This is a genomic window from Bacillus sp. FSL W8-0116 (assembly GCF_038003825.1).
Classification (GTDB): domain Bacteria; phylum Bacillota; class Bacilli; order Bacillales; family DSM-4216; genus Bacillus_O; species Bacillus_O smithii.
Genome location: NZ_JBBOPY010000001.1, coordinates 688,347 through 711,464, shown reverse-complemented (window position 1 = coordinate 711,464; position 23,118 = coordinate 688,347). Strand labels below are relative to the sequence as shown.

The window sequence follows — 23,118 nt, the reverse complement described above, 5'->3', positions numbered from 1 at the left end:
ATTAAACTAATGATAGGAAGAAAGAATATTCAAGTGGATGAAGAAAAAGGCGATTAAGTTGAAAAGCAAGGAGACGATGCAAAGGATGTTAGAAACAAAAACAAACCATAAAGAAGCAGATCTACATGACTATTGTTCCATCGTAGCCAAGACCAATGGAATTGATCCAATCGGTTCAGCTCCGGTTCATCAGCGCTATATTTTGGTGGAAACGCCATTTCCATGGACAAAAAAAGTAGAACAGTCCCCAAAAATGAATGAAAAATTGTTGGAGGTATTAAAAGAGGCGGAAGAGCAAGAAAAAAGTTTCCGGTTTTTAGCGTTTCATTCGGATACTCTCCCTTCTCCTGATGGGTATTCGCGCGTCTTTTTGTTTGAACGACCGGACTCTTTTTTGGCTCATTATGAAAAACGGGAATATTTGCTTCCGAGTCAAAAAGTTCACGAGTTGGTGCGAGGTTTTTTAGCCAATCCTGCTTCTTTAGAGAAATTTGATGAGTACTTGCAGCCTTCATCCCATATTAGAGAGCTGTTTTTATGTACACAAGGCAGCCGCGATCGGTGCTGTGGAAAGTTTGGCTACGAACTGTATAAGGAAATTCAGGAACGTCTTTCATTAAATCCTGATTCTCGTTTACGCGTATGGCGTTCCAGTCATTTGGGAGGCCATCGCTATGCGCCGACATTGCTGGACTTGCCGGAAGGACGCTACTGGGGCCATTTGAATCCAAATCAACTGGATGCTCTATTGTTCCGGAAAGGTGCATTTTCTGATCTAGCCGGTTCTTACCGAGGCTGGGGAGTTATTTCTCCATTTGAACAAGCAGCAGAGCGGGAAGCCTTTTTGAAAATGGGCTGGGATTGGATAGAAATGATGAAACAGTCGAAGATCGTTGAAAAAAGCGAGAATACGGCTCGGGTACGAATTGATTATCATTCACCAGACGGCCAACAGCAAGGAACTTATGAAGCTGATGTAAAAATTGAAAGAACGATCAAAGTTTGGGGATGCGGGGCAGAACCGAGCGATGTGAAACAATATAGAACGACTCGATTGGATAAAATGAATCATTAATCCGTTTCAATAGGAGCCGTGGAGAGCACGGTTCATTTGCGGTCCTACATTGATTGCGACGATTCCGTTTGTTCCGTAATCGATGTAGGGCCTTTTTTTGGCAGAAAAAGAATATTTTATGGATAAGTGAATGTTTTTTCTTTTTTTGGAGAAACTAAATAAAGAATGAATTTATATGTTGGAGGTTTTAATATGGAACGAGGCACTGTTAAATGGTTTAATGCTGAAAAAGGATACGGATTTATCGAATCTGATAGTGGATCCGATGTATTTGTTCATTACAGCGCCATTCAAGGAGAAGGATATAAGACGTTGGAAGAAGGACAACAAGTGGAGTTTGAAGTGGTTCAAGGAAATCGTGGACCTCAGGCAGAACATGTCGTCAAACTATAATGAGAATGAATCAGGGGGTGACTTCGTTATAGTCACCCCCTTTTCAATGAAAAGGATTTATAGCCTGAATGAAAAACCGATTCTTTCGCCGTTTAGCATCAACCAAACCACTCTGAAGTGATCATCTAACCGTAACAAAATGAGGTCAACCTGATTCTTTTCCGTTTAAATCAATGTCCACATCTCATCCAAAGTCATGAGTTTGATCGACCGCTTGCCATCCATTCGAAATTTTGGCCGGGAACCCAACTCCTTTCCGAAATCAACAATGAAGAGTTTTGGACAGTTGTAATAAAAAATTATAAAAGATAAGTTTTCGAACCTATTTTAGAAATGATTAGATTGGAAAAAAGGCTGGAATGCTGGTGCACGTGGTGATGATCACGATTTATTTTTGGTTTGTAAGGAAGTAAAGACCGAAAATTCAGGCGAGTGATTTGATTGGTTAAAAAAGCGGATTGATTGGGATTTTGCTTTCTTTTAGTATTTAACGTCTTTCCGAAAGAAGTCTCCCATCCTCTAGGAATGTGAAGGTGCGAATAGCACCAATGAGTAGGTGGGAGATGAATTTCGGTTGGCTTTAGCCAAAGTTATTTTTCCAATCCCTTTCTCAACAATTCTAAGATTGCGGCTGTTCTAGTTGGAATCCCATTTTCTTTTTGATATTGCTCCAATTTTTCTAATATCGTCTTAGGCATACGAATTTCTACACGTTCTTTCTCTTCTCTCATGATTATCACCTCATATTGATTGTACGGATTTTTTACGGTATAATCAATATATACGAAATTTTTCCGCACAAAGTGAGGTGAATTGATATGGCCAAGCAAAACAAAGCTTTCAAGTTTCGTTTGTTACCAAACAAAGAACAATCCGCATTATTAGCTAAGACATTTGGTTGTGTTCGCTTTGTCTACAATAAGATGTTAGCTGAACGCAAAGAAACGTATGAAAAGTTCAAGGATGATAAAGAATTGCTTAAAAAGCAAAAGTTTCCGACCCCTGCAAAATATAAAAGTGAATTTCCATTCCTAAAAGAAGTGGATTCTTTAGCTTTGGCAAATGCACAAATGAACTTACAGACTGCTTATAAGAATTTCTTTGAAGGAAATGCGGATTTTCCAAAGTTCAAAAATCGTAAAGCAAAACAATCCTATACAACTAATATGGTCAACGGAAATATTAAGCTAGAAAATGGTCATATCAAACTGCCAAAAATCAAAAAGCCAATAAAAATGAAACAGCATAGAGAGATACCTGCTGATTATAAAATCAAATCTTGCACTATTTCTAAAACAAAGACAGGCAAATACTACATTTCAATTTTGACAGAATATGAGAAAGATATTCGTCCAGTTAAAATACAGAAAGTTGTTGGTTTGGATTTTGCTATGGATGGTCTATATGTCGAGAGTGAACAGGGTAAGAAAGCCAATTACCCACGTTACTATCGGCAAGCCTTAGATAAATTAGCAAAAGCACAACGAATTCTTTCTCGAAGAAAGAAAGGTTCTGCAAGATGGGAAAAACAACACCTGAAAGTGGCTAAGCTACATGAAAAGACAGCGAATCAGCGCAGAAACTTTCTTCATCATAAGTCAAAAGAATTAGCAACAAACTATGACGCTGTGATTATTGAGGACTTAGACATGAAAGGCATGTCTCAAGCCCTCAACTTTGGAAAAAGCGTTCATGATAACGGCTGGGGGATGTTCACTACTTTCTTAGCGTATAAGCTAAAAGAACAGGGGAAACAACTTGTGAAAATTGATAAGTGGTTTCCCTCCACTAAGAAGTGTTCATGTTGCGGCAAGGAAAAAGAAATGCCATTATCTGAACGTGTATATAAATGTTCTTGCGGCTTTGTATTAGATCGCGATCACAATTCAGCAATCAATATCAAAAATGAGGGATTACGCTTATTAGCATAAAGAATAATAACTTTCGGAACGAGAGGGTTAGCTCGGTCAATTTTCTGTCATTAGACGGGATTACCCGAGAAGCCCCCACTTCAATCAAACCGTAAGGTTGATAAGTGGAGGGTAGTTCACTATATCAATGATTCTTTGCCTGGTTGTAATCCCGATTCCATGTGCATAATAGAGACGTTCATCCAATACGATCGCATTTTCTCCTTGCCATTCCGGAGTATTAGGATCATGATCAGGATTGATAAAATAAACGCAATCTCCGGGTAAAAAATCCGTTCCTTTATGACTGCGGAGATCAAGATCTTGGTCATATTGCCAATCGTATAGATAAAGATTTGAAAAAAGGAGATTAAACTGTTCTTTATCAATGATTTCCAAAACTGCTTTATAAAAGACGATCACCATGGCTGTAGCACATTCAAAAGCATACTTTCTGCCGTTACGGAAGATGTCTTCAATCGCAGTTTGGGGCAAAACATTAGGTTTGAGGGCAAAAGCGCCTTTTTCGGTAAGCGTCCAATATTTTTCGTTGCATTTAGATGTACTAAAAGTGGCAAAATGGACACCGCTTTTATACAACCGTTTAGCCGCTTGAATGATTTGAAGTCTAATCGCAAGTTCAAATTCAAGTTGCTCCTTTGTTTCATACTCATAAACCGTACTGTGTTTCCCCATTAATTGAAGGATTGTAGATGCTTCATTGGATAAAGTCCCCAGATCCATTTGGCTGAAATCTTCTAATTTTTGATTAATAATGATCAATCATAACCTCTCCTCGTTTTAGAGAATCGGAAAATCGCTATACTGCATATATATAGTTTAATTATTTATATGAATGATCGAAGAATAATGATAAAATTTGTTTCGGTGGAAAAGTTTTAATAAATCTGAAAATAACCTTAAAATGTTGATATATCGGGGCACTATCTTTTAAAAAGGATGTGTAACAATATTTAATGCTCGTTTTCAAATGATTTAGGCAGAATGACGAAAGGATGATTTTGAAAATTGGAAAAATTTGATTTCTAATACATTCAATCAAGCAAAAGAGATCGTTTGGAAAATCCGAAAGGCTAGGATGACGAATGAATTCATCAATAGGTGAAAAACGAAAGAAATAATTGATTCCAACCTGAACAAGGTTCTGAGTGAAGAAGCTCTTTGAAAAAAATCCGTTTCCTATTTTGGGAAAATTCAAAAATTTTCTTGTACATAGAATTAAAGAAGCTGTATGAGAAGAATAAATCTTGATGGACCATAAGATAAAAGAAAACAGGAAATCATGGATTTTCGGCGCTGGAAAAGACGCATAATAGTTTGTTTTTATAAAAAATCGTTTGTGCACTCGCATTCTAAACAAAGTATCGGGAGAAAAACATATAGATACGTTTTAAAATCGGATGGATGCTTAAATGATAAAATGATGATTCGCATAGGGAGAAGGTGTGGACGTGAAAAAAGAATTGGAGGTTTTAAAGCCTGTTGTTCACCAGCTGTTTGACTATTTCCATCATCATCCGGAAAAAAGCTGGCATGAGTTTGGAACGACACGCTTTATTGCTGAACAGCTGAAAACATTCGGCTATCAACCAAAAACGTTTACGGATTGTACAGGAGTTGTGGTAGAATTCGGCCAAGGGAAAAACGAAATATGTGTCGGGGTCAGAAGCGATATGGATGCTTTATGGCAAGAAAAAGACGGAATATGGCAAGCCAATCATTCATGCGGCCATGATGCCCATATGGCCATTGTTCTTGGCGTGATGCTTTTGTTCAAAAAAATAAACTATAGTCCTCCCGGAAAGTTGATGTTTCTCTTTCAGCCTGCAGAAGAAAAAGGTACCGGGGCGCTGAAAATGATTGAAAAAGGCGTTATTGATAGCTTGAACTATTTATACGGCATTCATTTGCGGCCTATTCAAGAACTTCGCTTTGGTCAGGCTTCACCAAGTATCAAACATGGCGCATCAGCATTTCTTCAAGGCAAGATTCACGGAGAAGATGCTCATGCCGCCAGGCCTCATTTAGGGCAAAATGCCATTGAAGTTGGAGCCGCTTTGGTTAACGCTTTGAATCAAATTCATTTCGATCCCAGAATCCCTTATTCTGTGAAGTTAACAAGTTTTCATGCCGGCGGGGAAGCGGCAAACCTCATTCCAGGAAAAGCTTCTTTTCGAATGGATATTAGAGCACAAACGAACGAGGCTATGCAGCAGCTAATGGAACGTGTATCGAAAATATTCCAATCATTAGAAATTCAATTTGGCGTTAAGATCCACGCTAAAATGGAAGCCGATGTGAAAGCTGCTTCCATCCATCCGGAAGCAGAAAGAATCATGTCCAAAGCGATTGTCCAAACATTGGGAGAAGAAGCGCTGGCTCCTGGCATGCTGACAACGGGGGGCGAGGATTTTCATCATTATACTTTCCATAAACCAGATTTAAAAGCTACGATGCTCGGACTTGGCTGCGATCTGCGTCCGGGGCTTCATCATCCAAACATGACCTTTCAAACGGAAGCAATCTTTACCGGTATCGAAATATTGGCTAATGCAGTGATGCGCACGTTCGAACTGTCGGATAAGGACAAGGCCGGATGAATGGTATAATGAAAATCGATCGTTTCTAATAAACTCACAATCCGACAACGGGCCCAAAATAGTGATGAAAGCTTATTCATCAACGGAATATCGGTATACCTGTCAAACTTTTTGAATGGACGTGTTTTTCAGTATCTTTAATGTGGCAACGAAATAGGACCGTTTCTGTTTTTTCCTGGGAAATAATTGATAGGATTTTACGATGATGGTTGGATCTCTGTTTATTCACCTAACCATTACAATTTGCTATATCGAGCGATCCTAAGCGGTCATGAGCTGAAGAAAATCATTGGTGCAGAAATTGTCATCAAACAAGACTTGTTAATTTAATTATGTTCAGTCGGGAATGGTTGTAATGAAATTTGTAAGAATGGCAAAAGAATCAGTTCAATTTACCTGCTGGTTCCGAATGTGCAACGATATAGAAGGGGATGACTTGTATGATTATTGAAAAAATAAGCATGCGCCATATGAAAATGAAAATGAAACTTCCTTTTGTCACCAGTTTTGGCACCATCCAAATGAAAGATTTCATTTTAGTTGAGGTGCAAGATGAGAGCGGGAATATAGGCTGGGGGGAATCCGTTGCCTTTAGCGCACCTACCTATACTGAAGAAACGTTCCAAACCAACTGGCACATTTTGGAAGATTTTTTAATCCCCCTGATAAAGGGGCGGGAGATTTCTCATCCACATGAAGTAAATTCGATATTTCAGCCGATTCGCGGGAATTATATGGCAAAATCCGCTATTGAAACGGCCATTTGGGATTTATATGCAAAGCGCTTAAACAAACCGCTTTACCAAGTGATTGGGGGGAAAAAGCGACAAATAGAGGTTGGTATCAGCCTTGGCATTCAAAAATCCATCGATGATTTGCTGGAAATGATCAAAAACTATGTGGAACAAGGATATAAAAGAGTGAAAGTGAAAATCAAACCTGGCTGGGATGTAGAAGTGATCAGACAAATCCGTCATTATTTTCCGCAGCTCCCTTTGATGGCCGATGCCAACTCTGCTTATCGTTTGGAAGATGTTCCGTTATTGAAACAATTGGATGACTTTCATTTAATGATGATAGAGCAGCCGTTGGCCCACGATGATATCGTCGATCATGCGTTGGTTCAAAAGGAACTGAAAACGCCGATATGTTTGGACGAAAGCATTCATAGTCTTGAAGATGTAAGAAAAGCTGTTGAACTTGGAAGTTGTCAAATTATTAATCTGAAAATCGGCCGCGTTGGCGGATTAGGAGAGTCTATCAAAATTCACGATTTTTGCAAAGAACATCACATTCCGCTTTGGTGTGGAGGAATGCTTGAAGCAGGAATCGGCCGCGCCCATAACGTTGCCATCACTACTCTAGATCAATTTACTTTGCCAGGGGATACGGCTGCCTCATCTCATTATTGGGAACGTGATATCATTCAACCGGAGGTGACCGTCGAGAATGGATGGATTCATGTCCCTGAAAAACCTGGGATTGGCTATGAGCCAGATTTCGAAGCGATTGATTCTTTTACTTGCCACCAAAAAGTTTTTTAATGGATGTTAGAAAAAATGATTTTTTGGCAAACCATTTTGTCATTTTTGTCCGTTTGACAGTTTACACTTTGATTGGCTATGATAAATTCAAATACAATTAGTTAATAGGAAAATAGGTTGGCAAAAGCCGTGCTGTCGAGCTCTTGCCATGAAAAGGGAAGTCCGGTGAAAATCCGGCGCGGTCCCGCCACTGTGAATGGGAGCTTTCTAAATGGTTTGCCACTGTTTGCTGTTTTGCAGATGGGAAGGCTTTAGAAAGCGATGATCATGAGCCAGGAGATCTGCCTATTTTTTCTTGCGACGTTATACCTACGAGGATAGGGTGCGTCAGTTTGTTGCTGGCTATTTTTGTTTTTTTTTGGCACCCTATCTCGTTAGGTGTGCCTTTTTCTTTTGGTTATTTTTTATTATTACATATCGTTGAGGAGGGGGACTTGTGTTTTCTATTAAAAAGATAGCTGTCACGGCTTTAATGTCTATTTTCATAATAGGCCAATTGGCATTTGGTTTTACTGCTTTCGCGTCGGAGCCGTCAAATAGCAGTATAACGGCTGAACAGCAGCAATCAGAAGTAGGAGTGACCATCATCGGGGACAATGGTCCGATCTTGCAAACAACGGCGGTCGATGTCCCTTCTGGAAGTACGATTTTGGACGTTTTGCAAAAAGCAGCCCTTGAAAACCATCTTTCGGTCGAAACGAAGGGAAGCGGTGAAAACGTTTATGTAGACGGTATCAATGGTTTACATGGAGGCGACCGCGGACCGGCTAGCGGCTGGATGGTGTATGTCAATGGGCTTTCAGTTCCTGTCAGTGCCGCTGTATATCAAGTGACCAACCATGATCACATTCAGTGGGAATACACGACTGATTATACGAAAAATCAGAAAGTAGATGCCCGTTTAACGATCATCGGGAAAGATGGAAAACCTATTGTTTCGAATGTAAAAAGAACAACCGAAGGCCATGCGACGGCTTACGATTTGTTAAAATCGATTGCGGATGATCAAAAGATTCCTCTTGATGTTGCTTATAGTAAAGACTTTGGTTTTTACGTTCAAAACATCGGAACAGAACCGCTTGAATCTCATGATACATGGGGGCAATATTGGGCATTTTATGTCAATGGCCAAATGGCTTCCGTCGGTGCATCGTCCTATGTACTGCAACCGGATGACAATATTACTTTTAAAGTCGAAACGTGGGGAACGAACGAAAATAACGGAAACAACGGGAATAATGAAAACAACGGAAATAGTGGAAATACCGGAAATGAAGGCAGCGGCAATGGTCAAAATGGATCAAATGGGTCCAATACATCGCCGGTAAACGAACCGAATAAGGTCAGTGAAAACGAAATAAATGACATTTTGAAAACGACGGTGAACCATATTCTTCAATCCGGAGTCGACAGTCCGTGGGAGGCTGTTGCCGTTCATCAAGCCGGAATGAAAGTTCCAGCATCTTATTTGAATGACATAAAGCAACAAGTGATAGAGACAAAAGGAGAGTACCGGAATATTACCGATTATGAAAGAGATGTTATTGGTATAACGGCTGCAGGAGGAGATCCTCGCGATATAGCAGGATATAATTTGGTGGAGAAAATCTACAACAGTGACTATTGCGAAAAAAACGAAAGCTGCCCAATGACTCGCCAAGGCACAAACGGAATCTTGTATGCCTTAATTGCTTTGGACAGCGGAAATTATCCAGTTCCATCAAACGCTAATTGGACGAGAGAAAAATTAAAGAAACGCATTTTAGAATTACAGGAAGCGGATGGCAAGTGGACGCTATATAACGGCCAAGGTTCACCCGTCGATATGACCGGAATCGCAATCGCTGCTCTGGCTCCTTATAAGGATGAACCGGAAGTGGCTGCCGCTATTAAACGAGGTGTCGATTGGCTGTCTGCTGAACAGAAGGAAAATGGTGGTTTTGCAGATCCTCAACTAGGGGAAACAAGTGAAGCAGCATCCGCAGCCATTATAGGTTTAACAGCAGCAGGAGTTGATCCTCAAGGTGCTGCATTTACGAAAAAAGACGGCAATTTGTTGAGCTATTTGATCCGTTTTTATAATGGTGCCGGACAATTTCGCCACACGGCAACGGGTGATGCAGATGAAGTGGCAACCGAGCAAGGTGCCGAGGCGATGGTCGCTTATCAACTTTTTGCTGATGGAAAAGGTTCCGTTTATCGGATGGCACAAAATCCAAATCCGGCGAAAGAAGGGACCGATAATACCCAAATGAGCAACAATCCTAATACAGAATCAAAAAATGAGAACAGCGGTCTCGTAACGAACAATTCAAAAGAAAAAAATGATCACGATCAATCCGGATCCAAAACTTCACACGCGTCTTTGGGCGGCAAATTGCCGAATACTACAACGAATATCTATAATCTTCTTTTGGCAGGAATCATTCTGATCATAGCGGGTGTTCTGTTATATGTTTATAACCGGAAATACCGGGAGAGAGGCCATGATTAAAAAGATCTCCCTTTTATTCATTGCTGGGGGCTTTCTTTTCATTGCCTGCGCTGGATGGCAGAAGCTGAAAATGGATGCGGATCAAAAAGATGCGCTTCGGAAAGCGGAAAAAGTTGTGCATTCTGAACATAAACAAGGATCTTTTCATCCTGTGCGCGGAGAAGTCGTGGGTACTTTAGAGATACCAGCCTTAAAACGGAAGCTGCCGATTGTCGAAGGAGCATCTCCGGAAGATTTAGAAAAAGGGGTCGGCCATTATTCAGCTTCTGCCTATCCGAAACAACATAATCAAATTGTTCTTTCCGGCCACCGGGATACGGTGTTTCGACAAATAGGAACGCTGAAAAAAGGCGATCAGTTGATCATTCGATTGTCGTACGGATCCTTTTCTTATACCATTCGCCGCATGAAAATTGTGGACAAGGACGATCGTTCTGTCATTCATTCCACCGCGCCGACTGAGGAGTTAGTTTTAACGACATGCTACCCATTTCGTTATGTGGGAAATGCACCGAAACGTTATATCATCTATGCTTATCCGGAACATTCCCAAAGGGGTGACGGTAAATGAGAAAATGGAAAAATGCGTTCTTACTACTATTCTCTTTTTTGTTGATCTTGTTTACGGCAGGCTGTCAAAAGGATGAAGTCGTGCCTCATTCCAATAACGACCATCATAACGCAGCGGCTGTTCAGTCATCTTCGGACAAAACATCTTCAGACGGAAAAGAAAAGGAGATAAAAACTTCCAAAGAAGATCATAATCAAAATAAAGATCAAACTGCAGATGCGGAAAAGTCGTCCCATTCGGCCGCAGATTCGTCCAAAACCAGCAATGAAAAAGAAACAAAGTCGAAATCGACTGATTCAGCTGCAAAGTCAAAAAACGGATCGTCCAATGCCAATGCGGAGAAAGAGAATAGCAAAGGGAACAGCGAACAAAAATCAACGGCTGAAAAGAGCAATGCGACGACAATCCATACTCCACAAGCACCAAAGAGTCAATCGACTGTGAAACCGGAGCCGGCCAAAAAACCATCTTCGAAACCAGCCGCAACGCCTGTTCCAAAACCGGCCCCAAAACCGGCCCCAAAACCGGCCCCAAAACCGGCCCCAAAATCGGCCTCAAAACCGGTTAACAAACAAACGGTAACGGTATCGATTCGTGGAGATTCACAAACGGGAACCATCCTTTCCCCCACTAAAGTACCGTTGCAAAATGGGGATACGGCGTTGGAAGTGACATTGCGAATCGCCAAGCAAAAGGGCATTCCGGTCAGTATACGCGGCAGTCATTCCACGGCTTATGTGGAAGGAATTTCGAATCTTTATGAATTTGATCATGGTCCGTTAAGTGGTTGGACGATAAAAGTCAACAATAAGTACGTTTCTCGTAGTGCAGGTGCTGTCGCCGTCAAGGCGGGGGATGTGATTCAATGGATTTACACGAATGACTATACAAAGGATACACAACCATGAAAAAAGGAATTCATTCTTACCATCCATTCGTTTGCTTTCTTTATTTTGCCGGGGCGATGGTGTCTGCCATGCTTTATCAGCACCCAGTCTTTTTAGCGGCGGGTGCTGTGCTCTTTCTCATATTGAATATTTTGTTGGACTCCGGTAAGACGGTGCGTAAATGGCAGGGGATGATGATCACCATTCCCGTATTTTTTTTGATACTCAATCCATTGACGAATCACTGCGGCAGTCATATTTTCTTTTATTTCGGCGCAAATCCCGTCACGTTGGAATCGTTTTTGCAAGGATTGATGCTTGCGCTTACTTTATTTAATTTAATGGCGGCTTTTGCCGCTTACAACCAAGTGATTACGGCGGAAAAATTTTTATTTTTATTTGCGAAATGGCTCCCGCAATGGGCCCTGTTGGCTATGCTGGCCATGCGGTTTGTTCCGCTCTTACGAAGAAGGCTTTATGAAATTGAAATGGTCCAAAGAGGAAAGGGACAATCTGTCACAGAAGGCACCTTCATACAAAGAGTAAGAAATGGTCTGGAATTCGTGCAAATATTGTTAACTTGGTCGCTTGAAGAGACAATTCAAACCGCCGATTCCATGGCAGCAAGGGGTTATGGGATTCAGAAACGGAGCCGTTATATTCCTTTTCGGATGATGGGAAAAGATTGGTTTGCGATGGTTTATTTGCTTGTTTTCGGAACGGCAGTGGCTTTTGGATGGTGGCTTGGGGACGGCGTGCTGGCAGTCTATCCGATTTTGGAACCACTATTATTGCAAGGCAGAGAGTGGTTTTTCCTGCTCATGTTCGTTATGTATGTAGGGTTTCCAATAGGAATTCAAGTAAGGGAGGCACTGCTATGGCGTTATTGGAAGCGAAAAATTTAACTTTTACGTACCCGGATGCACCAGAACCTGCTCTATCTGATATCACTTTTACAGTAGAGCCGGGAGAATTTATTCTCCTTTGCGGCCCTTCCGGTAGCGGAAAGTCCACTCTTCTGCGTTTGTTAAAGCGAGAAGTCCGTCCGCATGGAAAGATAGAAGGGGAGTTGTTTTTGGACGGATGTTCTTTTATGGAAGTGCCGGCCAAACAAATGGCACAAGAGATTGGCATGGTTTTTCAAGATCCGGAAAATCAAATCGTTATGGACCGGGTGATGGAGGAGTTGGTTTTTGGTCTTGAAAATTTGGGATATTCAACGGAGGACATGCGAAAGCGTATAGCCGAAATGGTTCATTTTTTTGGCTTGGAAGGATGGTTGGAGCGAAAGACATTTGAATTGTCAGGCGGCCAGAAACAATTGGTCAATCTTGCTGCTGTTTTGTTGTTGCATCCGCGTATTCTTCTTTTAGACGAACCCACTGCTCAGCTTGATCCGGTGGCTGCAAGTGAATTTATGACCATGCTCCGGAGAATGAATGAAGAATTTGGGCTTACCGTCATCATCGCGGAACATCGTTTGGAGGAATTGTTTTCACTTGCAGACCGCGTAATGGTTTTGGAAAAGGGCAAAAAGATTTATGATGCCCCATCGCGTGAAGTCGTTTCTCAATTGGCAAAACATCCTTCTTCTCAGATCTATCCCTATCTTCCCAGCCCGGCCCGCCTATATTTAGAACATAGTCAAAAGCCTGCCTCAGAAAGCATTCCGCTGACAGTAAAAGAAGGAAGAAAATGGATTTCGACCCTGAAAGGGACCTCCGTTCCCACCCAGCCGTTTCAAGAGGATATTACAAATAAAAAACCTTTGTTGGCTTTAAAAGGAATTAATTTTCAATATGAAAAGGAGACTAGACCAATACTGGATCAATTGTCGCTTTCCGTGTATGAAGGGGAGTGGCTGTCGGTAGTTGGAGCGAATGGATCGGGAAAATCTACGTTGCTGAAAGTCATGGCCGGTCTCCAAAACCCGCAGCGTGGTGCCGTTATCTTTAATGGAAAGAAACTGAAAAAGCCAATTCCATCAGAAATTGCTTTTTTACCGCAAAATCCGAAACTTTTCTTCCTGCAGGATACAGTGGAAACGGAGTTAGAGGCCATCATCGATAAGCACCAAATTCAACATGGAAGAGAAAAGATGGAACAATTAATGGAGATGTTTCAATTGATGCCTATTAAAGACCGTCATCCTTATGATTTAAGCGGAGGAGAAATGCAAAAGGCGGCTCTTGCCGGTGTGATGCTGATGAATCCGCGACTTCTGCTTATAGATGAACCGACAAAAGGATTGGATCCGGAAGCAAAACTTCAGTTTGGGAAACTGTTAAAAAATTTAAGGGCTAATGGGGTTACGATTGTAATGGTTACTCATGATATTGAGTTTGCTGCTCAATACTCGACTCGCTGCGCCATGCTGTTCCAAGGAGAAGTAACGATTACCGCTCCTACTAAAACGTTTTTTCAAGGAAATACGTTTTACACGACTGTTGCCAATCGGATTTCCAGGGGCGGACGTGTCCCGGAAGTGTTAACGGTAGAGGAGGCTAGAGAAAAATGGCGCTTTCTAGAATGATTCTCATCCTGTTAGCGGTTATTTTATTTGTGATTCTAGCCTTTTTGCCTTTATCGGTACATCGCCATTTTTTATGGATCAGCGTGATTTTTATGATCGGCACGTTTCTTCCTTTTGTCATTCGCTTTGAGAGGCGGAAAGCAGCCGGACGAGAGCTGGTGTTGTTGGCGGTTTTAGGAGCGATTGCCGCAGTAAGTCGGGTTCCGTTTGCTCCTCTTCCAAGCGTTCAGCCTACCACGTTCGTCGTGATTGTCACCGGGCTCGCGTTTGGACCAGAAAGCGGGTTTGTGGTCGGCGCACTCGCAGCACTCGTTTCCAATATGTTTTTAGGCCAAGGCCCCTGGACGCCTTGGCAAATGTATGCTTGGGGTATGATCGGGTTAACGGCAGGTTTGATGCGACGAACAAGGCTGATGAAAAATACGGTTGGCCGCTGTGCTTATGGATTCGTGGTGGGCATTCTATTTGGATGGGGTATGAATCTCATGTATGTCGTCTCTGTTATGAACCACATCACTTGGCCACAAATAGTAGCGTATTACAGCGCCAGTTTTCCATTTGATTTGGCTCACGGGCTTTCCAATGTCTTTTTTCTGGCTTTATTTGCAAAAAGCTGGATCAAAGTTCTACAACGTTTTCAAAAAAAATACGGCTTATTGGAACAATAAACCAATAAGCCGCTGGGATCACGACGAAGGGAATTCAATAAAGATTTTTCTTTCATACGGATCCCGTCAATCGTTTTTTGCTTCCAGTCAAGAAGAAGATTTCCTACCGTTATAGAACATAACAGGCTGAAAGAAAAAAGAAGGGATGATCTACCTCCATTGGATTTTATCCATTACGGAGGTTGGCCATCCCTTTTTCTTTATAGTTCTTCAGGATCCAATGTCATTTTTCGATCATTTGCACAGTCTTTGCATACATCTAAAATATCATATTCCCATTGTTCATCTTCCACTTCTTCTTTTCTTCCGCATATTTCGCAAATTCTAGGCATCAAGGCATCCTCCTTACTGATGAACATTTTTACAGTGATCTCATTGAATATGGTCGGGAATGTCAGGCGGCTGATGTTCCATCATCTGACATTCAAATCCGTTATCGATCATGGCTTGTCGAAAATCTTCCAAAGTGGCTGCATTTTCATCGAATGAGATTGCAACGGTTTTTTTCTCGGCATTCATTTGAATATTTCGTACTCCCCACACATCGTGAAGCACTCTGCTTACCGTATCCTTATCTGATTCTGTCATATTTGGAATGGAAATCATGCGTGTAATCAATCTTCTCACCATCCATGGCCAAAGTTTTTCAGCTTTCTTTCAATTGCTTCTGACTTTCCAATCCCTTACCAACGCCATGCAAGAAATGGAGCATCATGGAAAGGGCCGAGTTGATATATGGGTCTCGCACTGCTTTCATCATGCCCCAGAGGCTTAGCGATTGTTGCTTTTTTGAAGGTTGGTCCAATTGTTCAATCCCTTTTTTCATAGCGTTAAAAATAGTTTCCAATTGTTCTGATTCGAGTGTAGCCAATAATTGAAAGCTGTTTTTAATCACATGATGATATTTGGGCTGATTGATTTGTTCGATCATCACCGCGCCCACTTTTTCACGTGACTTTAAGAGGCCGTATAGAATGTCCAATACACCCGATTTTTGCATCTCTTGAAGTATATCCAGTGTTTTTAAAACAGCTTCTCGACTGTTCGCTATTTTTTCCCCGATTTCTGCTAAAGCTTCTGATGTTTCTTCAAGGGGATCGGGATGTTGTTTTTCAATTGCACTAATGGGCTTGGCCATCGATGATTCCCTCCCTATTGATTTCCTCCGGTATCGGCGTAAAGTCAGAACGTTTCCATTTTCGTTCTACTTCTGCTCCTATATGCGGCTGTGGATTTCCAAACCTGTAATTTACTTTTGGCAACGGGCTTTCTCCTTTTGGTTCAAGAACTTCCATTTTCACTTGCATTTCTTTGTAGTTAGGGGTATGAGTCACCCGATCATGATAACTGCTTGTTAGTTTATTAACGGCATTATATTCTTTGTTCCCGTTCATCGGAAAATACAATTCGTGTCCTTTGACCCGATCGGTGACCAAAACTCGGACTTTTGTTTCTCCATATGGTGACGTCAGACGGACAAGAGCTCCGGTTTCGATATTTCGTTCTTTCGCTAGCTCCGGAGAAATTTCCAGCCACGTATCCGGCACTTTATGAGTAATGCCTTTTGAGCGATAAGTCATATTTCCTTCATGGAAATGTTCTAACAAACGGCCATTGTTCAAATGGAGATCATAGCCATCGCCTGCTTCAAAAGGTGGTGTCCAATCAACCGGAAACAATCTTGCTTTTCCGTCGGGAAATACAAATCGGTCTTTAAATAAGAGCGGCGAATCTGTTCCATCTCGATCAACAGGCCATAAGAGACTTTCCCATCCTTCCAGTCGATCGTAACGGACACCGGCAAAAACAGGAGCCAACTTAGCCGCTTCATCCATAATTTCAGACGGGTGTGTATAGCGCCAATCGGCACCTAGACGATTAGCGAGATCGCAGAAAATTTCCCAATCCGGTTTGCAATCGCCAAGTGGTTCCATCACTCGGTAAAAGCGCTGGATTCTTCGTTCTGTATTCGTGAACGTTCCTTCTTTTTCCAGACTAGGCGCAGCCGGAAGCACCACATCCGCATATTGGGCCGTTTTGGAAAAGAAAATGTCTTGAACGACGAAAAACTCCAATTTTTCAAATCCAGCGTTCACGTGATTAATATTGGAATCCACTAAAGCCATTTCTTCACCGAACAAATACATTCCTTTCACTTTTCCATCATGAATGGCTTCTACTATTTGATGGTTGTTCAGTCCTGGTTTTTCCGGCAGTTTCACGCCCCATGCTTTTTCATATCGTGCGCGTACTTCGTCGTTTTCAACAGGCTCGTATCCCGGAAACCATGCAGGCATTGTTCCAAAGTCGCTTGCTCCTTGAACATTGTTGTGTCCGCGAAGTGGGTAGGCACCTGCTCCATGTTTTCCAAAATTTCCTGTCACTAGAAGCAAATTGGCGATCGCGGTGCTTGTATCGGTTCCGCCCAAATGTTGCGTAACTCCCATCGCCCAAAGAATGCAGGTGCCTTTTGCTTCGTGGATCATAGTGGCTATCTTGACAAGAGTGTCTTTGGATAAACCGGTTTTTTCTTCTGCATAATCCAATGTGAATTTTTCCAGCGAGCGAATATATTCCTCGACATTATTCACTCGGTTTTGTAAAAATGTTTTATCTTCCCAGCCTTGATCCAGAATGTATTTTGTTACGGCAGACAACCAGACGAGATCGGTTCCGGGCTTCGGATGAATAAAGAGATCAGCTCGTTCGGCCAGTTCATTTACTCTCAGGTCTGCTACTATTAATTTTTGTCCATGCAGTTTGTGGGCTCGTTTGATTCTCGTTGCTAAAACAGGGTGGGATTCCGCAGGGTTGGCTCCAATCACGATGACTAAATCGGCACTAGCAATATCTTGAATAGTGCCGGAATCGCCGCCGATTCCAACCGTTCTCATCAAACCGGTGGAAGCAGGGGTTTGACAATAACGAGAGCAGTTGTCGACATTATTCGTACCGAAAACAGCTCGCGCCAGTTTTTGAAATAAATAATTTTCCTCGTTGCTGCATTTAGAGGACGAAATAAATCCAAGAGAGTCGGGACCGTATTTTTCTTTTATAGATTGGAATTTTTCTACGATTAAATTCAGTGCTTCATCCCACGTTGCTTCGACAAAATGATCGCCTTTTCGGATAAGCGGTTTAGTCAGTCGTTCTTCGCTGTTCACAAAGTCCCAGCCGAATTTTCCTTTGACACAGGTGGAAATCCCGTTCACCGGCGCTTCTGGCTCAGGCTGAACCTTTAATATTTTTCGGCCTTTTGTCCATATTTCAAAGCTGCAGCCGACGCCGCAATAAGTGCATACCGTTTTGGTTCTTTTGATCCGAGCTTCTCTCATGCTTGATTCCATATTGGAAATAGCGAAAATCTCTTGATAACCTGGTTCCACTTCTTTCGTAAAATCAATCATTGGTTCTAAAATATTTTTCGGAATACCTGTTAAGTAGCCGGCTTCGCCCAACATGGACTTTTCCATTAAAGCATTGCAAGGACAGACAGTTACGCAGTGTCCGCACGAAACACAGGATGATTGATCGATTGGAACATCATTGTCCCAAATGACACGAGGTCGTTCTCTGTCCCAAGCAATGCTGAGAACTTCACTTACCTGTAGGTCTTGGCATGCTTCGACGCATAGACCGCAAAGAATGCACTGATCCGGCTCATAGCGATAAAAAGGGTGGGAATGATCGGGTGGATAAGGCTTTGGCGTAAATTCATACTTTTGATGTTCGATTTGCAAGTATTCGGCGGTATTATGGACTTCACAGTTGCCATTATTGTTGTCGCAGACTGTGCAATAGAGTTCGTGGTTGGCCAATATCCGTGACATTCCTTCCAATTGTGCTGCCTTCGCCTTGTCTGATAAAGAGTTTACCCGCATGCCAGGCTTGGCTTTCGTTGCACAAGCCCGCTGCAGTTCCCCGTCTATTTCAACATAACAAGTGTCACAAGTTTGCAGCACACCAACGCCGAGATCCGGCTGATACGAGCAAATTCCGGGGATATATTGGTTATGATCCCGCGCCGCTTCAAAAACCGACTGATCTTCTCTTGCTTCGATTTCAACGCCATTTACAAAAATGGTAAAGGTCTTATTTTCCATCTGCATATCACCTGTTTATTTAAAAGTTACCATCCGATAAAAAGTATGGGCAAATGAAGTGGTGAATATACATGAGAAACTGCAAAGGAAATTTACTGTAGATGTATCTTTGTTTGAAGTTTTTGCGGATTTGACTTTTTCATTTTTAGAGAACATGAATGAAAGGGTTTTCCCACAATTTTTAAATGGAGTAGAACGATTTTTATTGTCTATCGCTTTTCAAAAGGTCAAAACGTATCTTTTTATAATGAACGGTTGAGGAACATTGTTGCGGGAAGATACATGAACAGGAGAGTAAACGTAGCGATGGCTATAGTCCAATTTTTTCAATGGCGATAAAGGCCAAAATGAGAAAAGCGAATAAAGAGTTCTTATAAGTGAAAAATAGGGATAAACGATTTGGAAAGGGGAAGACAAATGGCAGCCCAAAAACGACAAAATAGTGAAAATTCAGCAGGAAGATATTTTCATCCCGAAGATAATCAAGATTCATCAGAAGTGGCTTCTGGTTTGGCCAAAACGCATGAACAAGTCAACGATACGGTGACGGAAGGAACCATTGACGAGAAAATAGAACAATTGGATGGTGAAGATCGTTCTCTTTCCAGTAGAGGTTATGAAGAGGGGTCAAAGGAATAAGGCTTCAAGTTATGTATGTGTGTTATAGTGATCAGTTCTGGGATGGGTCTAAAAATAGTTTCTTCTTACACTTTTTTTAAAAAGGTGCTGAAACAAGGGGTGAATGTCCTTTGTGTGCTTGTCGGAGAAAAAGGGAAGGAAAAGTGTAAAAAAAATATCATGCTTGTAGGCATTAAGATCTTAACCTGCAACAGAAATACATGCTGGTAAATCGAGTAGGAGGGAGCGATGAACTCCCGTCCTCTCACACCACCGTACGTACGGTTCCGTATACGGCGGTTCAATTAAGATCATTGACGCAAGTCTTTATAACTTCCGTGAATAGCTGTTCTCTTTATGCCAGTGGTCACTCCACCCTCCAAGAGGTCTCCCACGGGATTCACCGCTTCCTCCCTCAAGTGAGGTACTACGTTTTCTGTGTTCATCATGACTCACTGAATACCAAGGGCTATTCTCTCTTAATTGTTCGGTCCTTCTTAGTTGTTCTAGACCAACTAATACTATGACCTCTGCTGACTTCTGACGGTTCAGCTACTTATCACTAAGTAGGTTATGAAGAGTACTTCACATATCCGCCAGACCTCCCCGGGTAAGTACATGCACTTTCACACCATCTATCCGCCTCATTTACTCGATATGACCTTCGACAGAAAGAGCTTTGTTTTGTTATGCAAACTCACTCCATCATACCTAGCCTTATATGAGGTTTGTTCCTCGGACCGGTGTTTTGCCTCCAGCTTCCTTCAGATTCCGCGTCACCACGGACACCCTTGCTCTTGGCTAATCTCTACTTCTGTCTTCGGGGTTCGGGACTTACACCCTATAGTTCATGTACATGCCGGGCGCACATAAAAAAGGGATATTCCGATGCGAATATCCCTTTTCATTTTATATATATAAATGTTAGCTGCTCTTTTACATAGACATACGTTGTATTAAAAATTGTTTTTTGAGCGGGGAATCATGAGTTGTGGACATAACAAATCGAAAGGAAAGTCTAGGTTTATCGAAAACTCGAAAAAAATAATTTAAAATTATTATAATTTGGAGTTGACTTTCATTATCAATTATATAAAATAAAAAGTGTATTAGATAATAATAATTTTAAAATAAAAATAATGATTAATAAAGGAGCGGAGAGAATGAAGAAAAAGTTAACCACGAACCAGGGAGCGCCAGTAGGAGATAATCAAAATTCTCGCACAGCCGGGGTGAATGGGCCAACCTTGCTGGAAGATTATCAATTAATTGAAAAACTGGCTCATTTTGATAGAGAACGTGTTCCTGAACGGGTTGTTCATGCTCGGGGAGCAGGGGCTCATGGAGTGTTTGTGACCAAAAACAGCATGAGCAAATATACGACAGCAAAATTTCTTCAAGAACCCGGAACGGAAACACCTGTTTTTGCAAGGTTTTCCACGGTGATTAATGGAAATCATTCTCCGGAAACATTGCGAGATCCACGAGGTTTTGCGGTGAAATTTTATACAGAAGAAGGAAATTATGATTTTGTTGGAAATAATCTTCCCGTTTTCTTTATTAGAGATGCCATTAAATTTCCAGATATGATCCATGCCTTTAAACCAGATCCAAGAACAAACTTGCAATCGAAAGACCGTTTTTGGGATTTCTGCTCGCTTTCTCCGGAATCAACCAATATGCTTCTTCATATTTTTACGGATGAAGGGATTCCAGCGACATATCGTCATATGAGAGGATCCAGCGTCCACGCTTTTAAATGGATCAATGCTGAAGGAAAGACGGTGTACGTAAAACTTCGCTGGGTTCCAAAACAAGGAATCAAAAATTTAAGCATAGAAGAAGCGGCTAAAATTCAAGCTCATGAACACAGCCATGCAACAAAGGATTTATATGAAGCGATTGAAAATGGAGATTATCCTCAATGGGATTTGTATGTTCAAGTGCTCGATCCGAAAGATTTTGACAAATTTGATTTTAATCCGCTTGATGCAACGAAAGATTGGTTCGAGGAAGATATTCCGTATGAATTTGTCGGGACGATGACGTTAAATCGCAATCCAAAAAATTATTTTGCGGAAACTGAATCAGTAGGGTTTAATCCGGGCGTGTTAGTTCCAGGAATGTTGCCATCTGAAGACAGATTGCTTCAAGGGCGTTTATTCTCCTACTCGGATACTCAACGGCATCGGATCGGACCGAATTATTTGCAACTTCCGATTAATTCCCCGCGTGTAGAAGTTCATAATTATCAACGTGATGGCTATATGCCGTTTAAACAGCAAGAAAGCCCGATCAATTATGAACCGAACAGCTATGAAAATGAGCCGAAAGAAGACCGGTCTTATGTTGAGGAACCGCAGCCGATAAATGGAGTTGCTGCTAAACAAGCTTTCTATAAACCAAACAATTTTGGTCAAGCCGGACAAGTGTGGAGAAAATATTCAAAAGAAGTACAAGATACAGTGATTAAAAACTTAACGGATGATTTAAGCCAAGTAAAAGATCAAAAGATTACGATTCGTTCGATTATGAATTTTTATCAAGCAGATCAAGGGCTGGGACAACGATTGGCAGACAGTTTAAAAATCGACATCACACCTTATGTGAAGGAACTGGCCAAATAAAAAGACCATCCGTTAGAATCGCCTTCTGGTTGAATTCCGGAGGCGGTTTTTTATGGATAAAAGGGGATACCTATTTTTGAAGAATGCACTAAATCCCGCATAATAGACTGTAAAATCCCGGTTTTGGAAGGATGACTGATGGGCTTTGAGCAAGAAAAGAAAGAAGAAATGATTACGTGATTTTAACTGGTGGGAAAAACAATGGAGTACTTGTTTTGGCGTTAGAAATGAGAGAATCTTAGGCAGAACGGTTGTTGGAAACGTAAAAATAAAAAAATCCTTCCCATCATGATTTAAAAGATAGGAAGGATCTATGAAAGTGGATGAAAGGGGTTATGTTAATAATTGCAGAAATTGCTTCGTCCGTTGTTCTTTAGGACGTGTAAAGATTTCTTCAGGTTTACCTCTTTCCACAATCACACCTTGGTCCATAAAGACGACTTCATCTGCCACTTCTTTTGCGAATCGCATTTCATGGGTGACAACGACCATCGTCATTCCTTCATTGGCGAGTTCTTTCATAACATTTAACACTTCACCGACGAGTTCGGGATCTAAAGCGGAAGTTGGTTCATCAAACAGCATTAATTCCGGTTCCATGGCTAAGGCGCGTGCAATTCCAACCCGTTGTTGCTGCCCTCCGGACAGTTGGAACGGGTATTCATCTTTTTTATCAAGCAAGCCCACTTTCTGCAAGAGTTTTTCTGCTTTTTGAATGGCTTCATTTTTCGGCAGTTTCTTTACGATAATGGGTCCTTCCGTTACGTTTTCCAAAACCGTCTTATGCGGAAAAAGATTATACTGTTGAAAGACCATCCCGGATTCTTTGCGTAAAGCGGCAATTTCTTTTTTGGAAACAGGTTGTGAAAAATCTATTTTTACATCTCCGATTTGAATCGTCCCGCTTGTTGGAATTTCAAGGGCATTCAGGCAGCGCAGAAAAGTGGTTTTTCCGGAGCCGGATGGACCGATAATCACTATGACTTTTCCTTTTTCGATGCTCATGTTGATCCCTTTTAAAACTTCAAGTTGATCAAATTGTTTTCGTAGATCATGAATTTTAATCATGCCGAT

At 41.5% G+C, this 23,118-nt stretch carries 21 protein-coding genes and 1 riboswitch; of the genes, 14 read left to right on the top strand and 7 right to left on the bottom strand.

All coding sequences use genetic code 11. From position 1 onward, the window contains the following. The first annotated feature begins 85 nt into the window (after nt 1-85). Nucleotides 86-1,075, top strand: a complete 990-nt coding sequence (locus N1I86_RS03330; protein ID WP_341094936.1) for a sucrase ferredoxin — start codon at nt 86-88, stop codon at nt 1,073-1,075. Between the two features lie 192 nt (nt 1,076-1,267). Further along, nucleotides 1,268-1,468, top strand: a complete 201-nt coding sequence (locus tag N1I86_RS03325) for a cold-shock protein (RefSeq protein WP_003355029.1) — start codon at nt 1,268-1,270, stop codon at nt 1,466-1,468. 590 nt (nt 1,469-2,058) lie between these two features. On the opposite strand, the gene N1I86_RS03320 is transcribed toward N1I86_RS03325, so the two are convergent. Beyond that, nucleotides 2,059-2,199, bottom strand: coding sequence for a ribbon-helix-helix protein, CopG family (locus N1I86_RS03320; protein WP_003352379.1), 141 nt, complete (start codon nt 2,197-2,199; stop codon nt 2,059-2,061). Nucleotides 2,200-2,286: 87 nt separating this feature from the next. Between N1I86_RS03320 and N1I86_RS03315 the strand changes: the two genes are divergently transcribed. Beyond that, on the top strand, nt 2,287-3,399 hold the full coding sequence (locus tag N1I86_RS03315) for an RNA-guided endonuclease TnpB family protein (RefSeq protein WP_003353982.1): 1,113 nt from the start codon (nt 2,287-2,289) through the stop codon (nt 3,397-3,399). Between the two features lie 84 nt (nt 3,400-3,483). Here the strand turns inward: N1I86_RS03315 and N1I86_RS03310 are convergent, their stop codons facing one another. Beyond that, nucleotides 3,484-4,161, bottom strand: coding sequence for a protein-glutamine gamma-glutamyltransferase (locus tag N1I86_RS03310; protein ID WP_341094932.1), 678 nt, complete (start codon nt 4,159-4,161; stop codon nt 3,484-3,486). Between the two features lie 689 nt (nt 4,162-4,850). Here N1I86_RS03310 and N1I86_RS03305 point away from each other — a divergent pair. The 9 genes from N1I86_RS03305 to N1I86_RS03265 all read left to right on the top strand — a co-directional run bounded on the left by N1I86_RS03305 (nt 4,851) and on the right by N1I86_RS03265 (nt 14,696). Beyond that, nucleotides 4,851-5,999, top strand: a complete 1,149-nt coding sequence (locus N1I86_RS03305) for a M20 peptidase aminoacylase family protein (RefSeq protein ID WP_341094930.1) — start codon at nt 4,851-4,853, stop codon at nt 5,997-5,999. A 186-nt stretch (nt 6,000-6,185) separates the two neighbouring features. Further along, on the top strand, nt 6,186-6,329 hold the full coding sequence (locus N1I86_RS03300) for a hypothetical protein (RefSeq protein WP_341094928.1): 144 nt from the start codon (nt 6,186-6,188) through the stop codon (nt 6,327-6,329). Between the two features lie 110 nt (nt 6,330-6,439). Further along, complete coding sequence (menC, locus tag N1I86_RS03295; protein WP_003355026.1) at nt 6,440-7,543, top strand: o-succinylbenzoate synthase; 1,104 nt, start codon at nt 6,440-6,442, stop codon at nt 7,541-7,543. A gap of 97 nt (nt 7,544-7,640) precedes the next feature. Further along, a riboswitch (cobalamin riboswitch) is annotated at nt 7,641-7,846 on the top strand. Between the two features lie 133 nt (nt 7,847-7,979). Continuing rightward, nucleotides 7,980-10,037 (top strand): DUF4430 domain-containing protein, encoded by a 2,058-nt coding sequence (locus tag N1I86_RS03290; protein ID WP_003355022.1) that lies wholly within the window; start codon nt 7,980-7,982, stop codon nt 10,035-10,037. Continuing rightward, entirely contained in the window at nt 10,030-10,608 is a 579-nt protein-coding gene (locus N1I86_RS03285) for a class D sortase (RefSeq protein WP_003355021.1), read from the top strand. The genes N1I86_RS03290 and N1I86_RS03285 overlap by 8 nt, the downstream gene beginning before the upstream one ends. After that, on the top strand, nt 10,605-11,516 hold the full coding sequence (locus tag N1I86_RS03280; RefSeq protein WP_341094923.1) for a DUF4430 domain-containing protein: 912 nt from the start codon (nt 10,605-10,607) through the stop codon (nt 11,514-11,516). The genes N1I86_RS03285 and N1I86_RS03280 overlap by 4 nt, the downstream gene beginning before the upstream one ends. Next, nucleotides 11,513-12,400 carry an energy-coupling factor transporter transmembrane component T gene (locus tag N1I86_RS03275; protein WP_341094921.1) on the top strand — a complete coding sequence of 296 codons (888 nt, stop codon included), beginning with the start codon at nt 11,513-11,515 and terminating at the stop codon, nt 12,398-12,400. Before N1I86_RS03280 ends, N1I86_RS03275 begins: the two co-directional genes overlap by 4 nt. Next, complete coding sequence (locus N1I86_RS03270; protein WP_341094919.1) at nt 12,373-14,028, top strand: ABC transporter ATP-binding protein; 1,656 nt, start codon at nt 12,373-12,375, stop codon at nt 14,026-14,028. Before N1I86_RS03275 ends, N1I86_RS03270 begins: the two co-directional genes overlap by 28 nt. Further along, complete coding sequence (locus N1I86_RS03265; RefSeq protein WP_328201860.1) at nt 14,010-14,696, top strand: ECF transporter S component; 687 nt, start codon at nt 14,010-14,012, stop codon at nt 14,694-14,696. Before N1I86_RS03270 ends, N1I86_RS03265 begins: the two co-directional genes overlap by 19 nt. 200 nt (nt 14,697-14,896) lie before the next feature. On the opposite strand, the gene N1I86_RS03260 is transcribed toward N1I86_RS03265, so the two are convergent. The 4 genes from N1I86_RS03260 to fdhF are packed head-to-tail and all read right to left on the bottom strand — an operon-like array spanning nt 14,897 to nt 18,799. Further along, nucleotides 14,897-15,028, bottom strand: a complete 132-nt coding sequence (locus N1I86_RS03260; RefSeq protein ID WP_255287989.1) for a hypothetical protein — start codon at nt 15,026-15,028, stop codon at nt 14,897-14,899. A gap of 40 nt (nt 15,029-15,068) precedes the next feature. After that, complete coding sequence (locus tag N1I86_RS03255; protein WP_003355015.1) at nt 15,069-15,314, bottom strand: heavy-metal-associated domain-containing protein; 246 nt, start codon at nt 15,312-15,314, stop codon at nt 15,069-15,071. Nucleotides 15,315-15,342: 28 nt separating this feature from the next. Then, nucleotides 15,343-15,834 carry a DUF1641 domain-containing protein gene (locus tag N1I86_RS03250; protein WP_341094916.1) on the bottom strand — a complete coding sequence of 164 codons (492 nt, stop codon included), beginning with the start codon at nt 15,832-15,834 and terminating at the stop codon, nt 15,343-15,345. Continuing rightward, the gene (gene fdhF, locus N1I86_RS03245; RefSeq protein ID WP_341094914.1) at nt 15,818-18,799 is read right to left on the bottom strand and encodes a formate dehydrogenase subunit alpha; all 2,982 of its coding nucleotides are present in this window, start codon (nt 18,797-18,799) and stop codon (nt 15,818-15,820) included. Before fdhF ends, N1I86_RS03250 begins: the two co-directional genes overlap by 17 nt. A gap of 417 nt (nt 18,800-19,216) precedes the next feature. On the opposite strand from fdhF, the gene N1I86_RS03240 reads away from it, so the two are divergent. Together N1I86_RS03240 and N1I86_RS03235 are read left to right on the top strand one after the other, a co-directional pair. Further along, the gene (locus N1I86_RS03240; RefSeq protein ID WP_003355011.1) at nt 19,217-19,438 is read left to right on the top strand and encodes a YozQ family protein; all 222 of its coding nucleotides are present in this window, start codon (nt 19,217-19,219) and stop codon (nt 19,436-19,438) included. Nucleotides 19,439-20,580: 1,142 nt separating this feature from the next. After that, entirely contained in the window at nt 20,581-22,044 is a 1,464-nt protein-coding gene (locus N1I86_RS03235) for a catalase (protein ID WP_341094912.1), read from the top strand. 333 nt (nt 22,045-22,377) lie between these two features. Here N1I86_RS03235 and N1I86_RS03230 read toward each other — a convergent pair whose 3' ends face one another. Further along, the gene (locus N1I86_RS03230; protein WP_327797652.1) at nt 22,378-23,112 is read right to left on the bottom strand and encodes an amino acid ABC transporter ATP-binding protein; all 735 of its coding nucleotides are present in this window, start codon (nt 23,110-23,112) and stop codon (nt 22,378-22,380) included. Nucleotides 23,113-23,118: the final 6 nt, after the last annotated feature.

What these genes read in the sequence shown, in the direction of transcription:
- N1I86_RS03330 (WP_341094936.1), top strand. Translation starts at nt 86, where the DNA reads ATGTTAGAAACAAAAACAAACCATAAAGAAGCAGATCTACATGACTAT.
- menC (WP_003355026.1), top strand. Translation starts at nt 6,440, where the DNA reads ATGATTATTGAAAAAATAAGCATGCGCCATATGAAAATGAAAATGAAA.
- N1I86_RS03260 (WP_255287989.1), bottom strand. Translation starts at nt 15,028, where the DNA reads ATGCCTAGAATTTGCGAAATATGCGGAAGAAAAGAAGAAGTGGAAGAT.
- N1I86_RS03325 (WP_003355029.1), top strand. Translation starts at nt 1,268, where the DNA reads ATGGAACGAGGCACTGTTAAATGGTTTAATGCTGAAAAAGGATACGGA.
- N1I86_RS03285 (WP_003355021.1), top strand. Translation starts at nt 10,030, where the DNA reads ATGATTAAAAAGATCTCCCTTTTATTCATTGCTGGGGGCTTTCTTTTC.
- N1I86_RS03320 (WP_003352379.1), bottom strand. Translation starts at nt 2,199, where the DNA reads ATGAGAGAAGAGAAAGAACGTGTAGAAATTCGTATGCCTAAGACGATA.
- N1I86_RS03270 (WP_341094919.1), top strand. Translation starts at nt 12,373, where the DNA reads ATGGCGTTATTGGAAGCGAAAAATTTAACTTTTACGTACCCGGATGCA.
- N1I86_RS03240 (WP_003355011.1), top strand. Translation starts at nt 19,217, where the DNA reads ATGGCAGCCCAAAAACGACAAAATAGTGAAAATTCAGCAGGAAGATAT.
- N1I86_RS03235 (WP_341094912.1), top strand. Translation starts at nt 20,581, where the DNA reads ATGAAGAAAAAGTTAACCACGAACCAGGGAGCGCCAGTAGGAGATAAT.
- N1I86_RS03250 (WP_341094916.1), bottom strand. Translation starts at nt 15,834, where the DNA reads ATGGCCAAGCCCATTAGTGCAATTGAAAAACAACATCCCGATCCCCTT.
- N1I86_RS03265 (WP_328201860.1), top strand. Translation starts at nt 14,010, where the DNA reads ATGGCGCTTTCTAGAATGATTCTCATCCTGTTAGCGGTTATTTTATTT.
- N1I86_RS03230 (WP_327797652.1), bottom strand. Translation starts at nt 23,112, where the DNA reads ATGATTAAAATTCATGATCTACGAAAACAATTTGATCAACTTGAAGTT.
- N1I86_RS03280 (WP_341094923.1), top strand. Translation starts at nt 10,605, where the DNA reads ATGAGAAAATGGAAAAATGCGTTCTTACTACTATTCTCTTTTTTGTTG.
- N1I86_RS03315 (WP_003353982.1), top strand. Translation starts at nt 2,287, where the DNA reads ATGGCCAAGCAAAACAAAGCTTTCAAGTTTCGTTTGTTACCAAACAAA.
- fdhF (WP_341094914.1), bottom strand. Translation starts at nt 18,799, where the DNA reads ATGGAAAATAAGACCTTTACCATTTTTGTAAATGGCGTTGAAATCGAA.
- N1I86_RS03275 (WP_341094921.1), top strand. Translation starts at nt 11,513, where the DNA reads ATGAAAAAAGGAATTCATTCTTACCATCCATTCGTTTGCTTTCTTTAT.